The sequence below is a fragment of the Herbiconiux sp. J20-20 genome, assembly GCF_057365085.1.
The window spans coordinates 1,563,271-1,584,907 of sequence record NZ_CP195122.1; the positions used below are offsets into that span (position 1 = coordinate 1,563,271).

A 21,637-nucleotide genomic window follows, 5' to 3' on the forward strand; every position below is an offset into this window, starting at 1 on the left:
CGACAGCCCCACCATGAAACGGAAACGGGGGCGGCGCCTCACGGCACCACCCCCGCCTCACACGGCTTCTGCGACCTAGGAGATCGCGACGCCCTCCGCGAGGTCACGGATCACGTCGTCGCCCGGGCGGACCTGAATCCACTCGGCGGTGATCTCGGCGCGCTGCAGCAGGTCCTCCACCTTGCGGCGGCGGTTGCGCGGAACGAGCGTCACGACGACACCCGACTTTCCGGCGCGGCCGGTGCGGCCGGAACGGTGCAGGTACGACTTGTACTCGTCGGGCGCGTCGGCCTGGATGACCAGGTCGACATCGTCGACGTGGATGCCGCGCGCGGCGACATCGGTGGCGACGAGCGCCTGCAGGCGGCCCTTGCTGAACTTCTCGAGGGCGCGCTGACGGCGCGACTGGTTCAGGTCGCCGTGGATCGCGTCGGCCGCGATGTCGGCCTCGTCGAGGAAGTCGGCGAGCTGCTCGGCGAACGCACGGGTGCGAGCGAAGACGAGCTTCTTGCCGGGACCGGCGGCGAGCTCGGCGAGCACCGCGAGCTTGTCACGCTGGTCCATGACGAGCACGCGGTGGTCGATCGTGGAGCTGGCCTGGTCTTCACCGGCGACCTCGTGCACGCTCGGCTCGACGAGGTAGCGCTCGACGATCTCGGCCACGCCCTTGTCGAGGGTCGCCGAGAACAGCAGCTTCTGGCCGCCCTCGCTCGTGCGGTCCAGGATCTCCTGCACGGGCTCGGCGAAGCCGAGCTCGCACATGTGGTCGGCCTCGTCGAGCACGGTCACGACGACCTGCGAGAGGTCGAGGCGGCCCTGGGCCGAGAGGTCCTGGATGCGACCGGGGGTGCCGATCACGATGTCGACACCGCGGTCGAGCGCCCCGAGCTGACGCGCGTAGGGCACGCCGCCGTAGATCTGCGTGGTGAAGAGTCCGACGCTGCGGGCGATCGGCTGCACGGTGCGGTCGATCTGCAGGGCGAGCTCACGCGTCGGCGCCAGGATCAGGGCGCGCGGCTTGCGGCCCGGCTGGCGGCGCTTGCTGTCGCCGGCCTGCATGCGCAGCAGGCGCTCAACGAGCGGGGCGCCGAAGGCGATCGTCTTGCCGGAGCCGGTGCGGCCGCGGCCGAGGACGTCGCGACCCGCGAGGACCTCGGGGATCGTGCCGGCCTGGATCGGGAACGGCGAGGCCGCGCCGAGCTCGGCGAGGGCACGCACGATGTTGTCGCCGAGGCCGAGGTCGCCGAAGCTCACGCCCTCCGAGTCGCCGGCGACGATGGCCTGCGCCTCGAGGCGCTCGAGCACGACGTCGTCGGTCGGAACGAAGCGGGCGGCCTCGTCCTGGCGCGGCGCGCGCGCCGGGCGGTCGTCGCGGAAGTCGCGGCGCGGGCGGTCCTCGTTGAAGTCACGACGCGGGCGGTCCTCGTTGAAGTCACGACGCGGGCGGTCCTCGTTGAAGTCACGACGCGGGCGGTCCTCGTTGAAGTCACGACGCGGGCGGTCATTGCTGAACTCGCGGCGCGGACGGTCATCGCGGGCCGGGCGGTCGTCACGGTTGTAGCGGGGGCGGTCGTCGCGCGCCGGGCGGTCGTCGCGGTTGTAACGGGGACGCTCGTCACGGTCGTCACGGTTGTAGCGCGGACGCTCATCGCGATCGGTGCGGGCCGGACGGTCATCGCGGTTGTACCGCGGACGCTCGTCGCGATCGAAACGGGCCGGGCGCTCATCACGGTTGTAACGCGGACGCTCGTCCCGGTCGCCGCGCGCGGGGCGGGCGTCACGGTCGACGCGGCCGGTGCGCTGCGCGTCGCGCTCGAAGCGCGACTGCTTGGGGCGCGGCTCCCAGTTGGGGCGCTCGCCGGTGCGCTCACCACGCGCGGCGGACTCGCCGCCGCGGGGACGCTCGGCGTTGCGGCCGCGGGCCACGCGGTCGTCGCTGCTCCAGCGCGCCTTCTTGGGCGCCGGAGCGGTGCCCGCAGCGGCATCCTCGGCACGGTAGCCGCGGTGCTTGGGGCTCTTGCTGCCCGACTTCGGGGCGTTGGACTTGAACTTCGGCGCGCGCACAGGCGCGCCCTTCTTCTGAGGCATGGATGTCTTTTCCGGTTGTGGTCACACAGAGTGCACAACGACTGAACGCAGCCGCGTGAGAACCCGGGCGATACTGACCGGGGCCGTTTTCCTGAATGGATTCCTCGTCAGCGGATGCGCTGACGATCCGGCCCGATTCGACACACAGTGAAGCATTGCGGAGAGTTCCGCTGTCGAGAGCCGACCTCGGTACCTTACAGGACCGATCCTGAATTCGCCTATGCTCGCCTGAACATGCCCCGAATCGCGCCGTCCGTGAGAGCTCTCGCGCTCGTGACGCTGTGCGGTGCCGTGCTCGCCGGATGCGTGCCCGCCTCCAGCGAGATCGAGGCCGCCGAGACGGTCGCCGCGCCGCTCGGTCTGCCGCTCGTGGACGGAGTGACGGTGCAGGCGGGCCTCGTCTACGCCTCGCCCGAGGGCACGGAGCTGGCCCTGGACGCCTGCCTTCCCGCGAGCGACGGCACCGAGGCGCGACCGGCGATCATGTTCATTCACGGCGGCAGCTGGTATCGCGGCGCCCGCGACGAAGCCCTGTACCGCGAGACCTGCGAGTGGTTGGCGGGCGCCGGCTACCCCACGTTCTCGATCAGCTACCGGCTCTCGCCCGCGGCGCAGTTCCCTGCCGCGACCGACGACGTGCGGGCGGCCCTCGCCTGGCTGCGCGAGCCCGCGCAGGTCGCCGCCTACGGCATCGACCCCGATCGGATCGCGCTGTTCGGCAGCTCCGCCGGCGGCACGCTCGCCGCCTGGGTCGGCACCGCGGGCGACGGCGCCTGGTCGGCGCCCGACCGGGTGGCCGCCGTCGTGGAGCTGAGCGCGCCCATCGACCTGAGCGGCGTGGCCGAGGACGCCCGTCTGACGCCGCGGCGGCTCGACTACCTGGGCTGCGAGTCCGACGACGACTGCGAGACGGCGGCGCTCGCCTCGCCGATCACCGCGGTCGATGCGAGCGATCCGCCGGTCTTCATCGTGCACTCGGAGGACGAGTTCGTTCCGGACGAGCAGGGCGAGCTGTTCGCGGCCGCCCTCCGCGAGGCGGGAGTCGACGTGGAGTTCCTCGTCGTCGCCGGCGACCGGCACGCGATCATGCTGCTCGACGCCGACGTCTCGGCGCGCATCCTCGACTTCCTGGCGCGCACCGTCGGCGGCGAGGCGATCCTCGCCGCCGACTGAGCGCAACTAGCTCGCGGCGGTCTCCGCCGCGGCGGCTCGGGCCTCGCGCTTGGCGGCGCGACGCTCGGAGGCGCCCTCGACGAGGGCGTACAGCGTCGGCAGCACGACCAGCGTGAGCAGCGTCGAGGAGAGCAGCCCGCCGATCACGACGATCGCCAGCGGCTGCGAGATGAAGCCGCCCTCGCCGGTGATGCCGAGCGCCATCGGGATGAGCGCCACGATCGTGGCGAGCGCCGTCATCAGGATCGGGCGCAGACGACGCGAGGAGCCGTGCTCGACGGCATCGTTCACCTTCATTCCGCGCTCTCGGTACTGGTTGACGAGGTCGACCAGCACGATCGCGTTCGTCACCACGATGCCGATCAGCATGATGACGCCGATGATCGACGCGATGCCGAACGGCACCCCACTCGCCAGCTGCAGCAGGATCGCGCCGGTCGCCGCGAACGGCACCGAGATCAGCAGCAGCAGCGGCTGGCGGAGGCTGCGGAACGTCGCGACCATGATGATGTACACGATCAGAAGCGACGCCAGCGCGGCCAGCCCGAGCTGGGCGAAGCCCTCCTGCTGGTCGGCGACCGCGCCGCCGACGCTCGCCGAGGCGCCCTCCGGCAAGGTGACGTCGGCCACCGCGGCGGTGACGACGGCGCCCGCCGAGCCGAGGTCGGCCGTGTTCGGGGTGATCGTGACCTCGGAGGTGCGCACGCCGCGCTCGGTGGTGATCGAGGTGGGCCCGTTCGTGATCTCCACGTCAGCGATCTCCTCGAGTCGCACCGTGTCACCGGTCGGCGTCTGCAGCTCGTACTCGCGCAGCTGCTCGAGCGTCTCGGGCTCGTCCGGGTCGACCAGGTAGATCGAGATCACCGTGTTGTCGAGCTCGAAGTCGCCGGAGGCGGCGGGCTGCATCGCCTGGGCGACGAGGCTGCCGACCGCGAGCTCGCTGAGGTTGTACTCGGCGGCGGCCTCGCGATCCACGTCGACCGAGATGAACGGCCGGCTCGCGGCGAGGTTGCTGGTCGCCTCGGCGGTCACGTCGAGGTCGCTCACCGCGTCGAGCACGGCGGTCGTCGCCTCCAGGAGGGCGTCCTCATCCCCGGCCGAGATCTGGATCGAGATGTCGCTGGAGGCGAACGCGGCGCTCTCGCCGCCGCCGACCGTCACCTCGCCGACGTCGCTGAGGTCGTCGATCGCGGCGCGCACGGCGGCCGTGATCTCATCCTGATCGCCGTCTTCGTCCGTGGTGAGCGAGAAGGTCGCGTCGTTGCCGCCGCCGAAGAAGGCGGCCAGCTGGTTGCCGCCGCCGATCGACGACTGCACGATCTCGACGCCCTCCACCTCGAGCAGCGCCTGCTCGACCTTGGTGGCGGCCGCATCCTTCGCCTCCAGGTCGGAGCCGGCGTCGATGGTCTGGGTGACGGTGATCGTGTTGGCGCCGCTGGATCCGATGAAGTTGGTCTGCAGCAGCGGCACGGTGGCGATGGTTCCGCCCATCACCAGCACCGCGGCGAGCAGCGTGATCGCGGGGCGACGCAGCGTCCAGCGGATGACGGGCAGGTACACCTTCTGCAGTCGCGTCGGGCGCTCCAGCTCGTCCTCGCCGGAGGCCGCCGCGGCCTGCGCCGCCTCCGCCTTCGCGATCGCCTTGGCGCTGAGCGGCTTGCGACCCAGGAACCAGTAGGCGAGCACCGGCACGATCGTCAGGGCGACGAAGAGCGATGCGGCGAGCGCGATCGTCACCGTGACGGCGAAGGGCCGGAACAGCTCGCCGGTGATGTCGCTGACCAGCGCGAGCGGCAGGAACACGGCGATGGTGGTGACCGTGGAGGCGGTGATCGCCGTGGCGACCTCGCGCACGCCGGTCTTGATCGCGGTCAGCTTGTCATCGCCGAGCGCCAGGTGCCGCTTGATGTTCTCGATGACGACGATCGAGTCGTCGACGACGCGGCCGATCGAGATGGTGATGGCGCCCAGCGTGAGGACGTTGAGCGAGTAGCCGCTCGCCCACATCCCGATGAAGGTCACGAGCAGCGACGCCGGGATCGAGATCGCCGTCACCAGGGTCGAGCGGATCGACACCAGGAAGACGAAGATCACGAGGATCGCGGCAGCGAGACCCAGGAGGCCCTCGGTGGCGAGCGTCTCGATGGAGCGCTCGATCGAGGGCGCCTGGTCGAAGACGACCGTGAACTCGGTGTTCGAGCCGACCTTCGCGGCGATCTCGTCGAGCGCATCGGAGACGGCGTGCGAGACGTCGACGGTGTTGCCGGTCGCCGTCTTGGTGATCGCCACCGCGAGGGAGGGCTCCCCGTTGACCCGGGCGATCGAGTCGGAGGGGTTGTCGACCAGCTCGACGGCGGCGAGGTCGTCGATGGTGAGCTCTTGCGCCTCCGAGGTCGTCACCTCGCCGAAGCCGGGCACCGTCTCGGTGTCGGTCGTGTAGCCGCCGAGCACCGGCAGCGCGCGGATCTCGTCCAGCGACTCGATGCGCGCCCCCGACTGGACGGTGAGAGTGGTGCCATCTTCGGCGATCTCGCCGACCGCGAGCAGGACGCCCGCCGAGTTCAGCGCGTCGACGATCGACTGCGTCGTGAGGTTGTTGTCCTCGAGCTTCTCGGGGTCGTACGTGATCTCGACGCGCTCGCCCGCGCCACCGGTGACGGAGGCCTCGCTCACCCCGTCGAGCGACTGGAACTCGGGCACCGCGATCGACTCGAGTCGGCTGGTGAGCTGGTTCTGGTCGAGGTCGCTGGTGACGGCGAGCTGGATGACCGGGAAGTCATCGAAGGAGAAGGTCGCCACCGTCGGGGTGACGTCGTCGGGAAGCTGGTTCGCGATCCGGTTGAGGGCGAGCTGCACCTTCTGCTCGGCCGTCGTGAGGTCGGTGCCGTAGTCGAATTCGGCGGTGACCAGGGAGAGCCCTGAGCCCGAGGTGGCGCTGGTGCCGCTCAGCCCGCGGATGCCCTGCAGGGCGGCCTCGACCGGCGTCGAGACGTCGTTCTCGACGACCGCGGGGCTGGCGCCCGGGTAGCTGGTGGAGATGCTGACCTGCGGCAGGCTGATCGAGGGGAACAGCTCCTGCTTGAGCTGGGTGATCGCGATGCCGCCGAACAGGCCGATGACGATCGTGACGAGCGCAATGAGCGCGCGATTGCGAAGGCTGAAGACGGACAGCAGATGCACGGGGATGGCTCCTCGGGGTGTTCGGTCTCCGCGGCGGTGCAGGCCGACGGAGGGCGCGCACGCCACCGTGCACCTGAGTCAGTATCACAAGCGGGCGCGCCCGCACTGTACTCCGTTGGGATGAAATCGTGCCGGAAACCGCTCAGACGACCTGGGCGTACTCCGGCTCGGCGACGATCGCGGGGGTGCGGCGCACGCGCGACCAGGCGGCGATGAGGCGGTCGACACCGCGGTCGATCTCGTCGCTCGGGTAGGTGAACGGCACCCGAACGAAGCGCTCGAACACGCCGCCCTCGACCCCGAATCGCGGACCCGCCGCGAGGATGAGCCCCTCGGCCCGCGCCGCGATCGCGAGCGAGGTGCTCATCGGGGCGCCGAGGTTGATCCAGCTGGCGATGCCGCCCTCGGTGTGCGGCACCTCCCACTCGGGGATCGCGGTGCGCAGGCGCGCGGCGAGCTGGTCGCGGCCGCGGGTGAGCGCGGCGCGGCGCTCGGCGAGGATCTCGTCGTAGCGCGGAAGGAGCTCGAGCAGGATGAGCTGGTCGAGGATCGGCGTGCCGAGGTCGCCGGTGAAGCGCTCGCGCGCGGCGCGCTGAATGAACTCGCGGTCGGCGCGGATCCACCCCAGCCGCAGTCCGCCCCAGACCGACTTGCCGAGCGATCCGATTGACACGGCGGGCCCGGTCGCCGCGTACGGCAGCGGAGTGGGGCGTCCAACCAGCCCGAGGCCGGCGATCGTCTCGTCGGCGACGACGACGGTGCCCTGCCGCGCCGCAAGGCGGGCGATGCGCTCGCGCATCTCCGGGTCCATCGTGCGCCCGGTCGGATTGTGGTTCTCGGGCTGCAGGTAGGCGAGCACGGGGCTGGTGCGCGGGAAGATCTGCTCGAGCGTGGTGACGTCCCAGCCTTCCGTGGTGGAGACGGGGACGGGAACGGGCCGCCCGCCTGCCGCGCGGATCGCCTCGAGCGCGTGCGGGAACGTCGGCGCCTCGACCACGGCGCGGTCGCCGCGCGAGAGCACGGTGCGCGCGATGAGGTGGATCGCGTGCTGCGCGCCCACCGTGATCATGAGCTGGTCGGCCGAGGTCGGAACGCCGCGCGCCGTGTAGTGATCGGCGAGCGCCTGCCGGGCGACCAGCAGCCCCAGCGGGTCGAAGCCGGACTCGCCGAGGAACCGGGGCAGGTGCGCGACGGCGCGCTCGGCGGCCCCGGCGACGCCGTGCACCGCCGGCAGCATGGCCTTGCCGAAGTCGACGAAGCCAGCGGGGGTGTCGGGATCCGGGTCGAGCTCATCGTGCCGCGGCAGCCGCGCGACGCTGCCCGAGCCGCGCGTGCTCTCGACGAAGCCGGCATCGCGCAGGCTCGCGTACGCCGACGACACGGTGGTGCGGCTGAGGACGAGCTGGTGCGCGAGCTCACGTTCGGCGGGCAGGCGCGTGCCGAGGGGGATGCGCCCGTCGAGGATCAGCAGCCGGACGCGGTCGGCGAGCTCCTGATAGACGGGACCGCGGGCGGCATCCCGCCACCCTCGAAGCAGAGAGGCCAGCGCACGGGCCGAAAGCGACGTCACCCGGCCACCCTACGCCAGCCGCCAAGAATTGGCATCTTGATTGCAGTCCAATTCGGGCTTTGACTGGCGACATGACCGCACGCATCCCCGCCGACGCCGCGAATTGGACCCGGCGCTGGGTTCAGCTTCTCGCTGGGCTCGTCCTCTACGGAGTGGCGCTCGGCGTGATGGTGCGCGCCGGGATCGGTGTCGCCCCGTGGGATGTGCTCGGGCAAGGGATCGCGCAGCAGACCGGACTGCCGTTCGGACTCGTCACGAACATCGTCGGCGCGCTGGTGCTGCTGCTCTGGATCCCCCTCAGACAGAGGCCGGGCGTCGGCACGATCCTCAATGTGCTCCTCATCGGCACGAGCGCCGAACTCGGCCTCTGGCTCGTTCCCCAGCAGACGGTGCCCTGGCAGCAGGGCATCGTGTTCGCCGGAGGACTCGCCCTGCTCGCCGTCGCGACCGGCCTCTACATCGGGGCGCGGCTCGGCCCCGGCCCGCGCGACGGCCTCATGACCGGGGTGCATGCGCGCAGCGGCTGGCCGATCTGGGTCGTGCGCACCGGCATCGAGGTGACGGTGCTGACGGCGGGCTGGATGCTCGGCGGCCAGGTGGGCGTCGGCACGCTCGCCTTCGCGCTGCTGATCGGGCCGATGGTCGGCGTCACGCTGCCGCTGCTGCGGGTGCCGGTCCGTCGGGGCCCGCTCGAGTCGCCCCGAGAGGAGGTGCCGGCATGATGATCGCCCTCTCCCTCGGCGCGCTCGCGCTATGGGCCATGATCGCCACGGTCGTCGTCGTCGCGAACGACGGCTACCGCGCGATCCCCTTCGACCCCGACTACGACAGCCGGTTCGCCGCGTAGGCGGCGAGCGCCTCGCGCACGAAGGCCGCGCCGGTCGCGCCGCCGTAGTTGGCGGCGAAGCGCGGGTCGGCCACGTACATCTCGGCGAGCCCGAGCACGTACTCCTTCGCCGGGGTATCGCCCGTGCGCGGGATGCCCGGGGTGCTCCCCAGCCACGCCACGTGCCGTTCGGCGAGCGCGCGTGCCTCGTCCGAGTCCGGGTCGATGCCGCTCTCGGCGGCCGCGATCCAGTCGCGGTTCAGCGCCGCCACCTGCGCGCGGAACGCGGCCTGGCCGTCGGGGCCCAGGCCCCGCCACCACGCGTCGCTCGTCGCGTACGCCTCGGCGCCCCACTGCTGCTCGACCTCCTCCTTGTACTGGGTGTGGTCGAATCCGTCGAACATGTTCTCTGCCATCAGCTGTTCACCTCCTTCCAGGGTCTCGATGGTGTGCTCGACGCTCGCGATCTGCCGCGCCAACCGCTCCTGCTCCTGCCGGAGCAGGGCGAGCTGTCGGCGCAGCGCCTCGCGATCGTCGCGCTGCCCGTCGATCACGTCGGCGATCGCGGGAATCCCGAGGCCGAGCTCGCGCAGCAGCAGCACGCGCTGCAGGCGCAGGAGCGCGGTCTCGTCGTAATAGCGGTAGCCGTTGGCGCCGATCCGACTCGGCGGCACGAGGCCGACGTCGTCGTAGTGGCGAAGCGTGCGACTCGTCGTTCCGGCGAGGCGCGCCACCTCCTGGATGCTCCAGTGCTTGGCTTCCGCGGTCATGCCTCCGACGCTACAAGTTGACGCGGCGTCAAGGTCAAGAAGCGATCCGGTCGCCCCGGTGCGTCAGCCGGCGAAGCCGACCGGGATCGCGAGATCCTGCACCCGGTCTGCCGCGGCCGTGTGGTCGTTGCGGGTGTAGATCGCGCACGCCTCGACGCGGCAGTCGAGGCTCTCGCCCACGGGATCCGGCACCTCGAGGTAGGCGGTGAAAGTGCCCGCCTCCCGGTCATCGAAGGAGCGCGCGCCGAACAGCCGCCACGCCCAGTCGTCGTTCACCCAGTTGCTCGCGGCGAACTGGATCGTGCCCTCGGCGACCTCCTGCTGCTCCTGCGTGGGGATCCCGCCGAGGCACGGCCCCGGCTTCTCGCCAGCGCTGTCCGGGATGCGGCAGATCGCCACGTAGATGCCGCGTGCCGGGTCGTAGCCGGATCCCGTCACCACGAGCCGATCGCCGGCCGCCAGCGACGAGGTGTCGACCGGCTCGTCGGATTCGAAGGCGGCGACCTCAAGCGCGCGGTCGCGACCGTCGTCACCCGAGGCCGTCACGCGCGTCGGCCACGCCTCGTCGGTCGGATCCTGATTGGCCAGGCCCTGGTTCGAGTGGGTGAGGATCGGCACCGCGATGAGCGCGGCGGGGACGAGGACGACCACGAGCGCGGCCGCGAGAATCCACGGCCAGCGTCGGCGTCGGGCGTTGGAAGGCACGGCCCGATCATACGAGCGCACGGGGCGCGCGTCCGGGTCGCGGGGAACGACGCGACTACGCTGGCGCGCGTGACAATCCTCGCGGTGCTTCTGGGGGGCGCGCTCGGCACCGGGCTGCGCCTCGCGCTCGACGCCGCGCTCCCCCACGCCGACGCCGGGTTCCCCTGGTCGACGCTGCTCGCCAACGTCGCCGGATCGTTCGTGCTCGGTCTGCTCGTCGGACGCTTCGAACTGTCGACCCCGGTCTGGGCGCGGGCGGGTCTGCGGACCGGCGTGCTCGGCTCGTTCACCACCTTCTCGGCGCTCGCGGTCTCGTTCATCGCCCTCGTCGATGCCGAACAATGGGCGCTCGCCGTCGCCTACCTGGGCGTCACCCTCGTGCTCGGGCTGGCCGCGGCCGCGCTCGGGCTCGGCATCGGAACGCGACGCCGGATGCCTCCGCTGCAGGTGACCGAATGAGCGGCTGGGTGATCGTCGCCGCCCTCGGCGCCGGGGCGCTCGGCGCGCTGGCCCGCTACGGCACGACGGTGCTGCTCAGTCATCCGCGCGCCCGGATCCCGTGGGCCGTGCTGACCGTCAACGTGATCGGCTCGGCGCTCGGCGGGGTTCTGCTGGCGCTCGCGGCGACCGGCTCGATCGACCCGGAGCTGCGGTACGTGATCTTCGGCGGCTTCGCGGGCGGACTCACCACCTTCAGCACACTGAGCGTCGAGACGCTGCAGCTGGCCTCGCGTCGCCGACTGCGCGCGGCGGTCGTCAGCCTCGCCGGCAACCTCGTGCTCGGCATCGCCAGCGCCGGGGCCGGCTTCGCGATCACCTTCGCGGCGCTGGCGTAGCGCCGCGCTGGTGCGGTCTCAGGCGCCGAGCTTGCTCAGCGTCGCCACGACCTGACGCGCGATCGTGCGTCCGGCGCGATTCGCGCCGATCGTGCTCGCGGTCGGACCATAGCCGGCAAAGAACACGCGCGGGTTCCGCCACGAGACACCGCCGCCGACGACCACGCCGCCCTCCTTCTCGCGCAGCTTGAGCGGGGCGAGGTGGCGCAGTTCGGGACGGAAGCCGGTCGACCAGATGATCGCGTCGGCGGGCCGGAAGCTGCCGTTGCTCCACCGCACGCCGGTCGGCTCGATCTTGTCGAACATCGGATGCGCCACCAGCAGACCACGGTCGATGCCCGCCTGAATGCGGCGGCTGCGCGGCACTCCCGTGGTGCTGACGATGCTCGGCAGCGCGCGCCCTTCGCGCGCGGCGGCGTCCTGCAGCGCCACGGCCGAGGCACCCGCCTCAAGGTCGAGCCCCTGCGAGTCGAGAAACTGGATCGGGCGACGCGAGACCCAGACCAGCGACTTGGCGATGCCCTCGAGCTCCATCAGGAATCCGATCGCGCTCGTGCCGCCGCCGACGACCACGACCGCCTGGTCGCGGAATTCCTCCGCATCGCGGTACTCGGCGGTGTGCAGGTGTCGGCCGGCGAAGGTGTTCATTCCCGGGTAGTACGGCACGAACGGCGCGCCCCAGGTGCCGGTCGCGTTGACGACCACGGGCGCCCGCACCGTCTTCTCCTCGACCTCGTCGTCCTCGTCGGTGCCCGGAAGGGTGAACGACACGGCGAGACCGTCGAGCTCGGGCGTGACCGAGGTGACCTCCGCCGGGCGCACGACCTCCAGCCCGAAATGCTCCTCGTAGCGGGCGTAGTAGTCGGCGACGATGTCCTTGGCGGGGGCGTGCCGATCGGCGGTGTCGAAGCTCAACCCGAGCTCATCCATTCCGGGCAGATCGTTGACGCGGTGCGCGTAGCCGAGACGCAGCGCCTCCCAGCGGAACTGCCAGGCGCCGCCGGCGCCGGGTCCGCGATCCAGCACCACGAAGTCGTTGCCGGGGTCGAGGCCGAGACGGCGCAGGTAGAATGCCGTGGACAGTCCCGCCTGACCGCCACCGATCACGACCACTGAGGTGTCGTACTTGGGCTCGGTCACGCGGTCAAGACTAGTCGGCGCAGGTGGAGACCAGTCGTTCCCCAAATGGGGTACGTGTTAGACTTTTGGGCAGTTTTCAACCATTGCCATAACTCGAATCAGAGGGGGTCACGCATGGGGCGCGGCCGTCAAAAGGCGAAGCACACCAAGGTGGCGCGCGAGCTGAAGTACTTCAGCCCCGACACCAACTACGGTGCGCTCGAAAAGGAGCTCGGCGGCAACTCGCGGCTTGAAGAAGACCTCGAGAAGTGGCCCGAATACTCGGCGTCTGACGACGACGAGTACGACGAAGGCCACTTCAAGACCGCGTAGGTTCGGCCGTTCCGGGCGGATGCTCGGCGAGGTTGCGTGCGCACGGCGCCGTAATCAGAGCGCTCGTGACCGCCATCATCGCGCCCGCGCCGACATAGATCGCGATCAGCAGCCCCATCGGCGTGCTCTCGTCGACGACGATCGACGGGGCGAGAGTCCAACTCAGGCCGGCGGTCCACGCGGCCATGCTGATGGGAATCCACCGCGCGCTGCGCGGTCGGTCGCGCAGAGCGAAGAACCACTGCAGGGTGGGGATCGTGGCGACCAGGGCGAGTCCGCCGACCACGAGCAGCACCACGGTCACCGGCTCCGGGGCCTGATCGAAGACGCCGGCGATGCTCAGCGACATGCCGATCGCCCAGGCGAGAGCGGCGCCCGCCGCCGTCGCACCGATCCAGCGTGCGGCGCGGATGCGGGCCCGGCGACCGAAACCCAGCACCTGCCCGGTGCCGAGCAGCGCCCCCTCAGCCACCCCCGCGGCGATCAGCGTGGTAAGCGCGATCGGGGGTGGAACCGCGAGGGTGGCGACGAGGATTCCCGCTGTTGCGGGAATCGCGAACCCGATGATTTCTGCCCCTGAGACGACCATCACCCACCGTGTGGCGAAGCCGTGCTCCGTGTGCGCCGCGTGTGCGGCGCGACGATCATGCGCGTGCTCTGCGACGAGCATCGCACTCGCAAGATCTCCGAGTCGGGTACTCATACCGTGACGCTACGGATGCGCCGAGCGGATCCGTAGGGCCAGAGGTCCCGCGCACGCTCGCCCAAAGTCGGAGATTCGGGCCCCTCGTCCACGAGTCGTGGACGAGTTCGGCTGCGCTCCGACTTTGCGCCGGGGTCTTCGCAGGTGGGCTTGACCTAGCTCGCGAACGAGCCGACGAGGCGCACCGCGCCGCCGTCCACGCCCTTGGCGCCCTGCTCGAAGCCGTCGAGGTCGCGATCGCCGACCGTGACGCGGCCCGCCACCCAGGCGGGCATCCCCGCCGCCTCGAGCGCACGCGTCACCGAACTGGCGGAGTCGGGCGCGACCACCGCGAACATGCCGACGCCCAGGTTCCAGGTGCCCTCCGTCTCGGCGAGCGCGATCCCGCCGAGGTCGGCCAGCACGCGGAACACCGGGTCCGGGCTCCAGGTCGAGCGGTCGACCTCCACCCAGGCGCCGCGCGGCAGCACGCGGGCCAGGTTGGCCGCGATCCCGCCGCCCGTGACGTGGCTGAGGGCATGCACCGCGCCCGGCACATCGCTCAGGATGCCGAGCAGCGGACTCGTGTAGAGGCGGGTCGGCTCGAGCAGCACCTCGCCGACCGTTCCGCCGAGCTCGGCCGAGTGGTCGGTGTAGCCGACGCCCGCGTTCGCGAGGATGTGGCGCACCAGCGAGAAGCCGTTGCTGTGCAGACCGCTCGACGCGATCGCGACCACCAGGTCGCCGTGCTCGATGCGCTCCGGGCCGAGCACCGCATCCGCCTCGACGGCTCCCACCGCGGCGCCCGCGATGTCGTATTCGTGCGGCTTCATCAGACCCGGGTGCTCGGCGGTCTCGCCGCCGACCAGTGCGGTGCCGGTCTCGGCGCAGGCGCGCGCCACGCCCTCGACGAGGGTGGCGATCCGCTGCGGGTCGACCTTGCCGCAGGCGATGTAGTCGGTCATGAACAGCGGCTTCGCGCCGACCACGACGATGTCGTCCACGACCATGCCGACCAGGTCCTGCCCGATCGTGTCGTGCTTGTCGAGCGCGATCGCGATGTCGATCTTCGTGCCGACGCCGTCGGTGCTCGTCGCCAGCAGCGGGCGGCGGAAGTCGCGCAGCGCGCTCACGTCGAACAGGCCGGCGAAGCCGCCCACGCCGCCCAGGACCTCCGGTCCGTGGGTTGCGCCGACCGCGGCCTTCATCAGCTCGACCGCGCGGTCGCCCGCGGCGGTGTCGACTCCGGCGGCGGCGTAGCTGGCGTCGCCATGGGAACTGGATGCGGCGGTCACACAGCCAGGGTAGCCGCCCCCCGCGCGATGCGGCGCCGCCCTATGCGAGACTGAGACGTACCCGCGATGCGGGTACGCATCCTTCACCGGTGGGAGCACTCCGCGGAATGTGCGGCATTGTCGGCATCGTCTCTTCGAGCCCAGTCAACCAGCAGGTCTACGACAGCCTTGCGCTCTTGCAGCATCGCGGCCAGGACTCCACCGGCATCGCGACCGCCGACGGCAGCATCATCCACATGCACAAGGCCAAAGGCCAGGTGCGTGAGGCGTACCGCACGCGCGACATGCGCACCCTGCTCGGCACCATGGGCCTCGGCCACGTGCGCTATGCGACGCGCGGCGACGCCGAGAAGGAGCAGGAGGCGCAGCCGTTCTACGTGAACGCGCCCTACGGCATCGTGCTGGTGCACAACGGCAACCTCACCAACACGCGTGAGCTGAGCGACCAGCTGTTCCGGGTCGACCGCCGGCACCTCAACACCAGCTCCGACACTGAGCTGCTGGTCAACGTGCTCGCGCACGAGCTGCAGTCGCAGGTGCGCGGCACCGACCTCGACCCCGACCAGATCTTCGACGCCATCGAGACGCTGCACGAGCGGGTCGAGGGCTCCTACGCCGCGATCGCGCTGATCGGCGGGCACGGACTGCTGGCGTTCCGCGACCCCTACGGCATCCGTCCGCTGATTCTGGGTCGCCGCACCAGCGGACTCGTCGGCACCGAGTGGGTGGTGGCGAGTGAGTCGCTCGTGCTCGAGAACGGCGGCTACGAGGTCGTGCGCGACGTCGAGCCCGGCGAGGCGATCTTCATCTCGCGCTCGGGCGAGCTGTTCGCGCGGCAGTGCGCCAAGAACCCGCGCCTGATCCCGTGCTCGTTCGAGTACGTCTACCTGGCGCGTCCCGACTCGATCATGAACGGCATCTCCGTCTACGACGCGCGTCTGCGCCTCGGCGACCGGCTCGCCGACACCATCGCGAAGTACACGCCGTCCGGCGACATCGACGTCGTCATGCCGATCCCGGATTCCTCGCGCCCCGCCGCGATGCAGGTGGCGCAGAAGCTCGGCATCGAGTACCGCGAGGGCTTCTACAAGAACCGCTACGTCGGCCGCACCTTCATCATGCCCGGGCAGGAGCAGCGCTCGAAGAGCGTCAAGCAGAAGCTCAACGCGATGAGCTCCGAGTTCAAGGGCAAGAACGTGCTGATCGTCGACGACTCGATCGTGCGCGGCACGACCTCGAAGGAGATCGTCGACATGGCGCGCATCGCGGGCGCCAACTCGGTGACCTTCACGAGCGCCGCGCCGCCGGTGCGCTACCCGCACGTCTACGGCATCAACATGCCGACGCGGGCCGAGCTGATCGCGCACGGTCGCAAGATCCCCGAGATCGCGACGGAGCTCGGCGCCGACTACCTGATCTACCAGGAGGTCGAGGACATGCAGTCGGCCATCCTCGAAGGCTCCGACATCCAGGGCCTCGAGATGAGCTGCTTCACCGGCGACTACATCACCGGCAACGTCTCCGACGAGTACCTCGCCTGGCTCGAGTCCAACCAGCTCAGCTGACCCCCCACCTCCCCCACCTTCCGCCGAGCGCTACCCAAACTCACGAAGGCGACCGGAGTTTCGGTGGCGCTCGCGTGTTTCGGTAGCGCTCGCGCTTGACGCGGGGCGCGGGCGCTCGCGGCGGGGGTCAGCGGGGGGTGCGGGTGGCGGTGGCGGTGCGGGCGCGGCGGCGCGAGATCGCGTCGAGGATGAGCGCGACGGTCGCACCGACGAGGGCCCCCGCGGGCACGCCGTAGATGAGGAAGTAGCCGAAGGTCGCCGTGAACCCGATGCTCGGGTCGGGCTCGAACAGGCTCGTCGCCACGAGCGTGCCGATCACGCCCAGCACGATGCCGAGGGTCAGGAAGACGCCGATGCGCGGGGCGCGGCGGATGCGCACCTCCTGGCGCTCGTCGCCGGCGTTGGCGGATTCGGGGCTGCTCACCCCTCCATTGTCGGTCACGCGGGCAGCGCCGGGTTCTCCCAGGAGATCGGCAGGAACTCGCTGAGGTCGGCGCGGGTGCCGGAGGCGACGACCCGCGCCTCGGCGATCGCGGCCGCCCAGTCGAGGCTGCCGGTGGCGAGCGCGATCCAGGTGGCCGCATCCATCTCGATGACGTTGGGCGGCGTTCCGCGGGTGTGTCCGGGACCGCCGACCACCTGCACGGCGCCGAACGGCGGCACCCGCACCTCGACCGAGTGGCCCGGCGCCTTCTCAGCCAGCAGCTGCAGCAGGTACCGGGTCGCGAGCGCGGTCGAGTCGCGATCGCCCTCGCCCCGCAGCTCCTTGCGGATGGATGCCTCGCCCACGATCGCCGCGATCTTCGCCTTCGCCATGCCTCCACGCTAACAACCGACCCCGGAGAACTCCCGGTTCGCTGGACAGGTTCGGGTGCCTCGCGCGCGGCAGGTAGCCTGGCCAGGTGAGAATCCTGGTCCTCGGTTCGGGCGCCCGCGAGCACGCGATCGTCACTGCTCTGATTCGCGAAGATGCGAATCACGAAATCATTGCGGCGCCCGGCAACGCCGGAATCGCCGCGGAGGTCGAGACGGTCGCGCTCGACGCGGAGAACGGCGAACTGGTCGCCTCCTACGCGCGGGAGAGCGACGTCGACCTCGTCGTCATCGGCCCGGAGGCCCCGCTCGTCGCGGGTGTGGCGGATGCGCTGCGTGCGGTCGACGTCCCGGTGTTCGGCCCCGGCAAGCGGGCCGCCGCCCTCGAGGGCTCCAAGGCCTTCGCGAAGCGGATCATGGATGCGGCGAACGTGCCGACCGGCCGCGCGATCCGCACCACCGACCCCGATGAGCTCGCCACCGCGCTGGACGATCTCGGCGCCCCGTACGTCGTGAAGGCCGACGGCCTCGCCGCCGGCAAGGGCGTGCTGGTGTCGAACGACCACTCGGCGGCGCTCGCCCACGGTCTGCACTACCTGCAGCAGGGCCCGGTGCTGATCGAGGAGTTCCTGAGCGGCCCCGAGGTCTCGTTGTTCTTCCTCTCCGACGGCCACGACGTCGTGCCGCTCAGCCCCGCGCAGGACTACAAGCGCGCGCTCGACGGTGACGAGGGCCCGAACACCGGCGGCATGGGCGCGTACTCGCCGCTGCCGTGGCTGAACGACCGCTGGGGCAGCGAGGCGGCGTTCGTCGACGAGGTGCTCGGCACGATCGCCCTGCCGACGGTCCGAGCGCTCGAAGCGGAGGGCACCCCGTTCGTCGGTCTGCTCTACTGCGGCCTCATCATCACCGAGGCGGGCGTCAAGGTGATCGAGTTCAACGCGCGCTTCGGCGACCCGGAGACCCAGGTCGTGCTGCCGCGACTCGAGACCCCCCTCTCCGAGCTGCTGCTGGCCGCCGCCACCGGTGGGCTCGGCGGCATGAGCTACCCCGAGTTCTCGAACGATGCCGCGGTCGTCGTGGTGCTGGCGAGTGAGGGCTACCCCGAGGATCCGATCACCGGACGCGAGCTGACCGGGCTCGACGAGGCCGCCGCCGTTCCGGGCGTCACCCTCGCGCATGCCGCCACGGCGATCGTCGGCGATCGGCACGTCGCCACCGGCGGACGCGTGCTCGGCGTGGTGGCCCACGGCCACGACTTCGTCGAGGCCCGCACCCGCGCCTACGACGCCATCGGACGCATCGGACTCGACGGCGGCCACTACCGCCGCGACATCGCGGAGCGCGTCACGCGTCCCGCGGGATCGGACACCGCATCATGACTGGACTCCCCACCTCCGACGACCCCCGCCCCGGCGCCCACGCGGACGGCGATCCGCGCCTGCTCGAGCTCGGCTGGAGGCACGTCTACTCGGGCAAGGTCCGCGAGCTCTACGTCAAGGATGACGAGCCCGGCCGCGTGCTCGTCGTCGCCTCGGACCGCGTCAGCGCCTTCGATCACGTGCTGGAGCCGGCGATCCCCGGCAAGGGCGCCATGCTCACCCAGCTCAGCATGTGGTGGTTCCGCCGGCTCGGCGTTCCGCACCACCTGGTGGCGGCGCATCCGGCACTCGGCGAGCACCTGCCGGAGGGCATCGCCGAGCGCGCGATGCACGTGCACGAGCTCGACATGCTGCCGATCGAGGCGGTCGTGCGCGGCTACCTGGTCGGAAGCGGCTGGGCCGAGTACCGCGAGACGCAGACCGTGTGCGGTCTGCCGCTGCCCGCCGGGCTCACCGAGGGCGACCAGCTGCCCGAGCCGATCTACACTCCCGCGTTCAAGGCGCCGCTCGGCGAGCACGACGAGAACATCACCTTCGAGCGCACCGTCGAGCTGGTCGGCGCCGACCGCGCCGAGGAGCTGCGCGCGCGCAGCCTGGAGATCTACACGACCGCGTCGGAGATCGTCTCGCAGCACGGGCTGATCCTGGCCGATACGAAGTTCGAGTTCGGCCTCGATCCGGAGGACGGCGGCGACCTGACCCTCGCCGACGAGGTGCTGACGAGCGACTCGAGCCGCTACTGGGACGCCGAGGTGTATGCCGCCGGCGGCGAGCGCCGGCTGGAGAGCTTCGACAAGCAGATCGTGCGCGACTGGCTCGCGGCGAACTGGGACAAGACCGGAACGCCGCCGGCGCTGCCCGAGGACATCGTGGAGAAGACGGCAGCCCGCTACCGCGAGCTGGCCGACCGGATCACGGGGTGACGGCGTCCGCTCTGGAGATCCGCGCGGTGCCCTGGGAGGATCCCGCGGGCGATGCGCTGCGCGAGAGCCAGCAGGCGGAGGTGCGGGCGCTGTACCGTGGTGAGGACACCGAGCCGGGGCCGAAGCCGACCGGCGACGACATCGCGCTGTTCCTCGTCGCCTTCGACGGCGAGACGCCCGTCGGATGCGGCGGGCTCCGCCCGATCGACGCATCGCACGGCGAGATCAAGCGCATGTTCGTGATTCCGGAGCGGCGCGGCGCGGGCGTCGCCGAAGCGATCCTGGGTGCGCTCGAGTCGGCGGCCCGGGAGCGCGGCTGGTCGCGCCTGGTGCTGGAGACGGGGCTCGAGCAGCGCGCCGCGGTGCGCTTCTACGAGCGCGCCGGGTTCCACGAGATCCCTCGTTTCGGCTACTACGTCGACGCCGAGCTCTCGGTCTGCTTCGAGAAGTCGCTCGCGGCTCGCTGAGCCGCCGCCCGCCGAGCCCGCCGAGCGAGCCCGCGCGCCTCACGCGACCACTCCGAGCCGAGCGTGACGTGCCGGGCTTCGCAGTACTCGCTGTAGCCAGGCCCGAACATCGCGAGCAGCGCGACGGCCCCGATGGTGCCGATGACGCCGGTGATGGGGGCGACCAGTTCGTCGCTGTCGATGTTCGCGACGACACCGACGATCGAGCCGAAGAAGATCCCGGCGACGACGAAGCTCCAGCCGAGCGCGATGGCCCGCGCCGTGCCGGTTCCCATCACGAACGCCAGATCGCTGGCCCGGATCGCGGCGAGACGAGCACCGGACAGGCTGGCCAACAGGGCGGCAACCCAGCCGAACAGCACCGGAATCCATTGCGTCAGCCCGACGACGCCGACGAGAAGCCCGACGGTTGCCCACAGCATGAATGTGCTGCTCGCACCGAACCCGATCCAATAGATCGCGAGCCACCCGCGCTGAAAACGGGATAGTGACGGACGCGACGCGGTCTCAGCCATGCGGACTCCTCGAGCAATGACGACAAGGAATCATATTCCGGATATGCGCTCTCTCACCCGAGAGAGCAGCCGAGCCAGCTCCGCGGTCTCCGCCTCGCTCAACGCGGACAGCGCGGGGTGACGAACCTCGTCGCGCTGGCGGGTGCCGATCCGCCGAAGCGCGCTCGCTCCGGCGTCGGTGAGACGGGCGCGGGCACCGCGGCCGTCGTCCGGTGCGTCGATGCGCTCGACCCAGCCGGAGCTCACCATGCTCCGAATGGCATGACTCAGCCGCGAGCGGCTCATGCGCGCCTTCTCGGCGAGCGCGCCGAGTCGCAGCGTGCCGTCGGCTGCCTCTGAGAGGACGACGAGGACGACGTAGTAGCTGTGCGGCATGCCCGCGTCGCTCTGGGTCTGACGCTCCAGTGCATCGCCAAGCAGCAGGCTCGTCTCAACCAGCTCGCGCCAGGCTGCGGTCCGCGGGTCGCCGTCGTTCACGAGCTGATGCTAGCGGAATAGTTGAGCTCTCAACTAGGTTGACACCACCATGACCGATCTTCTCGCCGCCGACACCAGCATGGGCGCTGTCACCCTCAACGTCGCCGACCTCGACCTGATGACGACGTACTACCGCGACGCCGTCGGCCTGACGACGTTGAGCCAGAGCGGCTCGCGCACGACCCTCGGGCGCGGAACCACGCCCATCGTGCACCTGGAGCACACGCCCGCGCTGCGCCATGCCGGTCCGCGCGAGGCAGGACTCTTCCACACGGCGATCGTGTTCGAGACCCGAGCCGATCTCGCCGCCTCGGTCTACTCCGTCGCGCGGGCGCTGCCCGGCTCGTTCACGGGATCCAGTGACCACCTCGTGAGCCAGGCGTTCTACTTCAACGACCCGGAGGGCAACGGCGTCGAGCTGTACTGGGATCGGGATCGGGAAGGCTGGAACTGGGTCCACGGCCAGCTCGAGATGGGCACCCTCTTCCTCGACCCGAACGCGTTCCTGCAGGAGCATCTGACCGAGGAGGGGCTCGCGGGACCGACCGACACCCCCGCCGTGGTGGGCCACGTGCACCTGTCGGTGGGCGACGTCGAGACCGCCCGCGAGTTCTACGTTCGCCGACTCGGTTTCGAGCAGACCTTCGACCTGCCGGGCTCGGCTCTGTTCGTCAGCGCGGGCGGCTACCACCACCACATGGCAATGAACGTCTGGAACAGCAGCGGCGCCGGACGGCGGCAGCCGACACTCGGGCTCGGTCGCATCGAGATCCTGGTGCCGAGCGACGACGAACTGGGCGCCCTCGAAGAGCGGATGCGAGACGCGGGCATGCGCGGCCGCGACGACGGGCAGACCCTCGAATTCGATGACCCGTGGGCGAACCTCATCCGGGTGACCGCTCCTGGGCGCGGGTAGCC

Annotated in this window: 23 protein-coding genes; 11 read left to right on the forward strand and 12 right to left on the reverse strand. The window is 70.8% G+C overall.

Annotation, left to right across the window (positions count from 1 at the left end; genetic code table 11):
- Positions 1-75 precede the first annotated feature (75 nt).
- Positions 76-2,088, reverse strand: a complete 2,013-nt coding sequence (locus ACR3ZA_RS07520; RefSeq protein WP_473661376.1) for a DEAD/DEAH box helicase — start codon at positions 2,086-2,088, stop codon at positions 76-78.
- Positions 2,089-2,322: 234 nt separating this feature from the next.
- Between ACR3ZA_RS07520 and ACR3ZA_RS07525 the strand changes: the two genes are divergently transcribed.
- Positions 2,323-3,261 carry an alpha/beta hydrolase fold domain-containing protein gene (locus ACR3ZA_RS07525; RefSeq protein WP_473661377.1) on the forward strand — a complete coding sequence of 313 codons (939 nt, stop codon included), beginning with the start codon at positions 2,323-2,325 and terminating at the stop codon, positions 3,259-3,261.
- Positions 3,262-3,267: 6 nt separating this feature from the next.
- Here ACR3ZA_RS07525 and ACR3ZA_RS07530 read toward each other — a convergent pair whose 3' ends face one another.
- Both ACR3ZA_RS07530 and yczR read right to left on the reverse strand, forming a co-directional pair.
- Entirely contained in the window at positions 3,268-6,441 is a 3,174-nt protein-coding gene (locus tag ACR3ZA_RS07530; RefSeq protein ID WP_473661378.1) for an efflux RND transporter permease subunit, read from the reverse strand.
- 142 nt (positions 6,442-6,583) lie between these two features.
- Positions 6,584-8,011 carry a MocR-like transcription factor YczR gene (gene yczR, locus ACR3ZA_RS07535; RefSeq protein ID WP_473661379.1) on the reverse strand — a complete coding sequence of 476 codons (1,428 nt, stop codon included), beginning with the start codon at positions 8,009-8,011 and terminating at the stop codon, positions 6,584-6,586.
- Between the two features lie 71 nt (positions 8,012-8,082).
- On the opposite strand from yczR, the gene yczE reads away from it, so the two are divergent.
- Both yczE and ACR3ZA_RS07545 read left to right on the forward strand, forming a co-directional pair.
- Positions 8,083-8,733 carry a membrane protein YczE gene (yczE, locus tag ACR3ZA_RS07540; protein WP_473661380.1) on the forward strand — a complete coding sequence of 217 codons (651 nt, stop codon included), beginning with the start codon at positions 8,083-8,085 and terminating at the stop codon, positions 8,731-8,733.
- Positions 8,730-8,858 carry a hypothetical protein gene (locus ACR3ZA_RS07545; protein WP_473552491.1) on the forward strand — a complete coding sequence of 43 codons (129 nt, stop codon included), beginning with the start codon at positions 8,730-8,732 and terminating at the stop codon, positions 8,856-8,858. The genes yczE and ACR3ZA_RS07545 overlap by 4 nt, the downstream gene beginning before the upstream one ends.
- On the opposite strand, the gene ACR3ZA_RS07550 is transcribed toward ACR3ZA_RS07545, so the two are convergent.
- Entirely contained in the window at positions 8,834-9,607 is a 774-nt protein-coding gene (locus tag ACR3ZA_RS07550; protein WP_473661381.1) for a TipAS antibiotic-recognition domain-containing protein, read from the reverse strand. The two genes, ACR3ZA_RS07545 and ACR3ZA_RS07550, sit on opposite strands and share 25 nt — an antisense overlap.
- A 63-nt stretch (positions 9,608-9,670) precedes the next feature.
- Positions 9,671-10,312: a hypothetical protein gene (locus ACR3ZA_RS07555; RefSeq protein ID WP_473661382.1), complete on the reverse strand. Its 642-nt coding sequence runs from the start codon at positions 10,310-10,312 to the stop codon at positions 9,671-9,673.
- 69 nt (positions 10,313-10,381) lie between these two features.
- Here ACR3ZA_RS07555 and ACR3ZA_RS07560 point away from each other — a divergent pair, with 69 nt between their 5' ends.
- Positions 10,382-10,771, forward strand: a complete 390-nt coding sequence (locus ACR3ZA_RS07560; RefSeq protein ID WP_473661383.1) for a CrcB family protein — start codon at positions 10,382-10,384, stop codon at positions 10,769-10,771.
- Positions 10,768-11,148 (forward strand): CrcB family protein, encoded by a 381-nt coding sequence (locus tag ACR3ZA_RS07565; RefSeq protein WP_473661384.1) that lies wholly within the window; start codon positions 10,768-10,770, stop codon positions 11,146-11,148. The genes ACR3ZA_RS07560 and ACR3ZA_RS07565 overlap by 4 nt, the downstream gene beginning before the upstream one ends.
- An 18-nt stretch (positions 11,149-11,166) precedes the next feature.
- Here ACR3ZA_RS07565 and ACR3ZA_RS07570 read toward each other — a convergent pair whose 3' ends face one another.
- Positions 11,167-12,288, reverse strand: a complete 1,122-nt coding sequence (locus ACR3ZA_RS07570) for an NAD(P)-binding domain-containing protein (RefSeq protein WP_473661385.1) — start codon at positions 12,286-12,288, stop codon at positions 11,167-11,169.
- Between the two features lie 114 nt (positions 12,289-12,402).
- Between ACR3ZA_RS07570 and ACR3ZA_RS07575 the strand changes: the two genes are divergently transcribed.
- A complete protein-coding gene (locus ACR3ZA_RS07575) occupies positions 12,403-12,600 on the forward strand; it encodes a DUF3073 family protein (protein ID WP_473661386.1) in 198 nt (65 codons plus the stop codon).
- Here ACR3ZA_RS07575 and ACR3ZA_RS07580 read toward each other — a convergent pair.
- Both ACR3ZA_RS07580 and purM read right to left on the reverse strand, forming a co-directional pair.
- The gene (locus ACR3ZA_RS07580) at positions 12,587-13,303 is read right to left on the reverse strand and encodes a hypothetical protein (protein ID WP_473661387.1); all 717 of its coding nucleotides are present in this window, start codon (positions 13,301-13,303) and stop codon (positions 12,587-12,589) included. The two genes, ACR3ZA_RS07575 and ACR3ZA_RS07580, sit on opposite strands and share 14 nt — an antisense overlap.
- A gap of 155 nt (positions 13,304-13,458) precedes the next feature.
- Positions 13,459-14,577, reverse strand: coding sequence for a phosphoribosylformylglycinamidine cyclo-ligase (purM, locus tag ACR3ZA_RS07585; protein WP_473661388.1), 1,119 nt, complete (start codon positions 14,575-14,577; stop codon positions 13,459-13,461).
- Positions 14,578-14,684: 107 nt separating this feature from the next.
- On the opposite strand from purM, the gene purF reads away from it, so the two are divergent.
- The gene (gene purF / locus ACR3ZA_RS07590) at positions 14,685-16,142 is read left to right on the forward strand and encodes an amidophosphoribosyltransferase (protein WP_473662296.1); all 1,458 of its coding nucleotides are present in this window, start codon (positions 14,685-14,687) and stop codon (positions 16,140-16,142) included.
- 127 nt (positions 16,143-16,269) lie between these two features.
- Here the strand turns inward: purF and ACR3ZA_RS07595 are convergent, their stop codons facing one another.
- Together ACR3ZA_RS07595 and ACR3ZA_RS07600 are read right to left on the reverse strand one after the other, a co-directional pair.
- Positions 16,270-16,566, reverse strand: coding sequence for a hypothetical protein (locus tag ACR3ZA_RS07595; protein WP_473661389.1), 297 nt, complete (start codon positions 16,564-16,566; stop codon positions 16,270-16,272).
- Between the two features lie 14 nt (positions 16,567-16,580).
- The gene (locus ACR3ZA_RS07600) at positions 16,581-16,958 is read right to left on the reverse strand and encodes a sterol carrier family protein (protein WP_473661390.1); all 378 of its coding nucleotides are present in this window, start codon (positions 16,956-16,958) and stop codon (positions 16,581-16,583) included.
- A gap of 86 nt (positions 16,959-17,044) precedes the next feature.
- On the opposite strand from ACR3ZA_RS07600, the gene purD reads away from it, so the two are divergent.
- The 3 genes from purD to ACR3ZA_RS07615 are packed head-to-tail and all read left to right on the forward strand — an operon-like array spanning position 17,045 to position 19,727.
- Positions 17,045-18,337, forward strand: coding sequence for a phosphoribosylamine--glycine ligase (purD, locus tag ACR3ZA_RS07605; RefSeq protein WP_473661391.1), 1,293 nt, complete (start codon positions 17,045-17,047; stop codon positions 18,335-18,337).
- On the forward strand, positions 18,334-19,260 hold the full coding sequence (locus tag ACR3ZA_RS07610) for a phosphoribosylaminoimidazolesuccinocarboxamide synthase (RefSeq protein ID WP_473661392.1): 927 nt from the start codon (positions 18,334-18,336) through the stop codon (positions 19,258-19,260). The genes purD and ACR3ZA_RS07610 overlap by 4 nt, the downstream gene beginning before the upstream one ends.
- A complete protein-coding gene (locus tag ACR3ZA_RS07615) occupies positions 19,257-19,727 on the forward strand; it encodes a GNAT family N-acetyltransferase (RefSeq protein ID WP_473661393.1) in 471 nt (156 codons plus the stop codon). The genes ACR3ZA_RS07610 and ACR3ZA_RS07615 overlap by 4 nt, the downstream gene beginning before the upstream one ends.
- Here ACR3ZA_RS07615 and ACR3ZA_RS07620 read toward each other — a convergent pair.
- On the reverse strand, positions 19,673-20,242 hold the full coding sequence (locus tag ACR3ZA_RS07620) for a hypothetical protein (RefSeq protein WP_473661394.1): 570 nt from the start codon (positions 20,240-20,242) through the stop codon (positions 19,673-19,675). The genes ACR3ZA_RS07615 and ACR3ZA_RS07620 overlap by 55 nt on opposite strands.
- Positions 20,243-20,272: 30 nt before the next feature.
- Positions 20,273-20,719: a MarR family transcriptional regulator gene (locus ACR3ZA_RS07625; RefSeq protein ID WP_473661395.1), complete on the reverse strand. Its 447-nt coding sequence runs from the start codon at positions 20,717-20,719 to the stop codon at positions 20,273-20,275.
- 49 nt (positions 20,720-20,768) lie between these two features.
- On the opposite strand from ACR3ZA_RS07625, the gene ACR3ZA_RS07630 reads away from it, so the two are divergent.
- Positions 20,769-21,635: a VOC family protein gene (locus ACR3ZA_RS07630; RefSeq protein WP_473661396.1), complete on the forward strand. Its 867-nt coding sequence runs from the start codon at positions 20,769-20,771 to the stop codon at positions 21,633-21,635.
- Positions 21,636-21,637 lie beyond the last annotated feature (2 nt).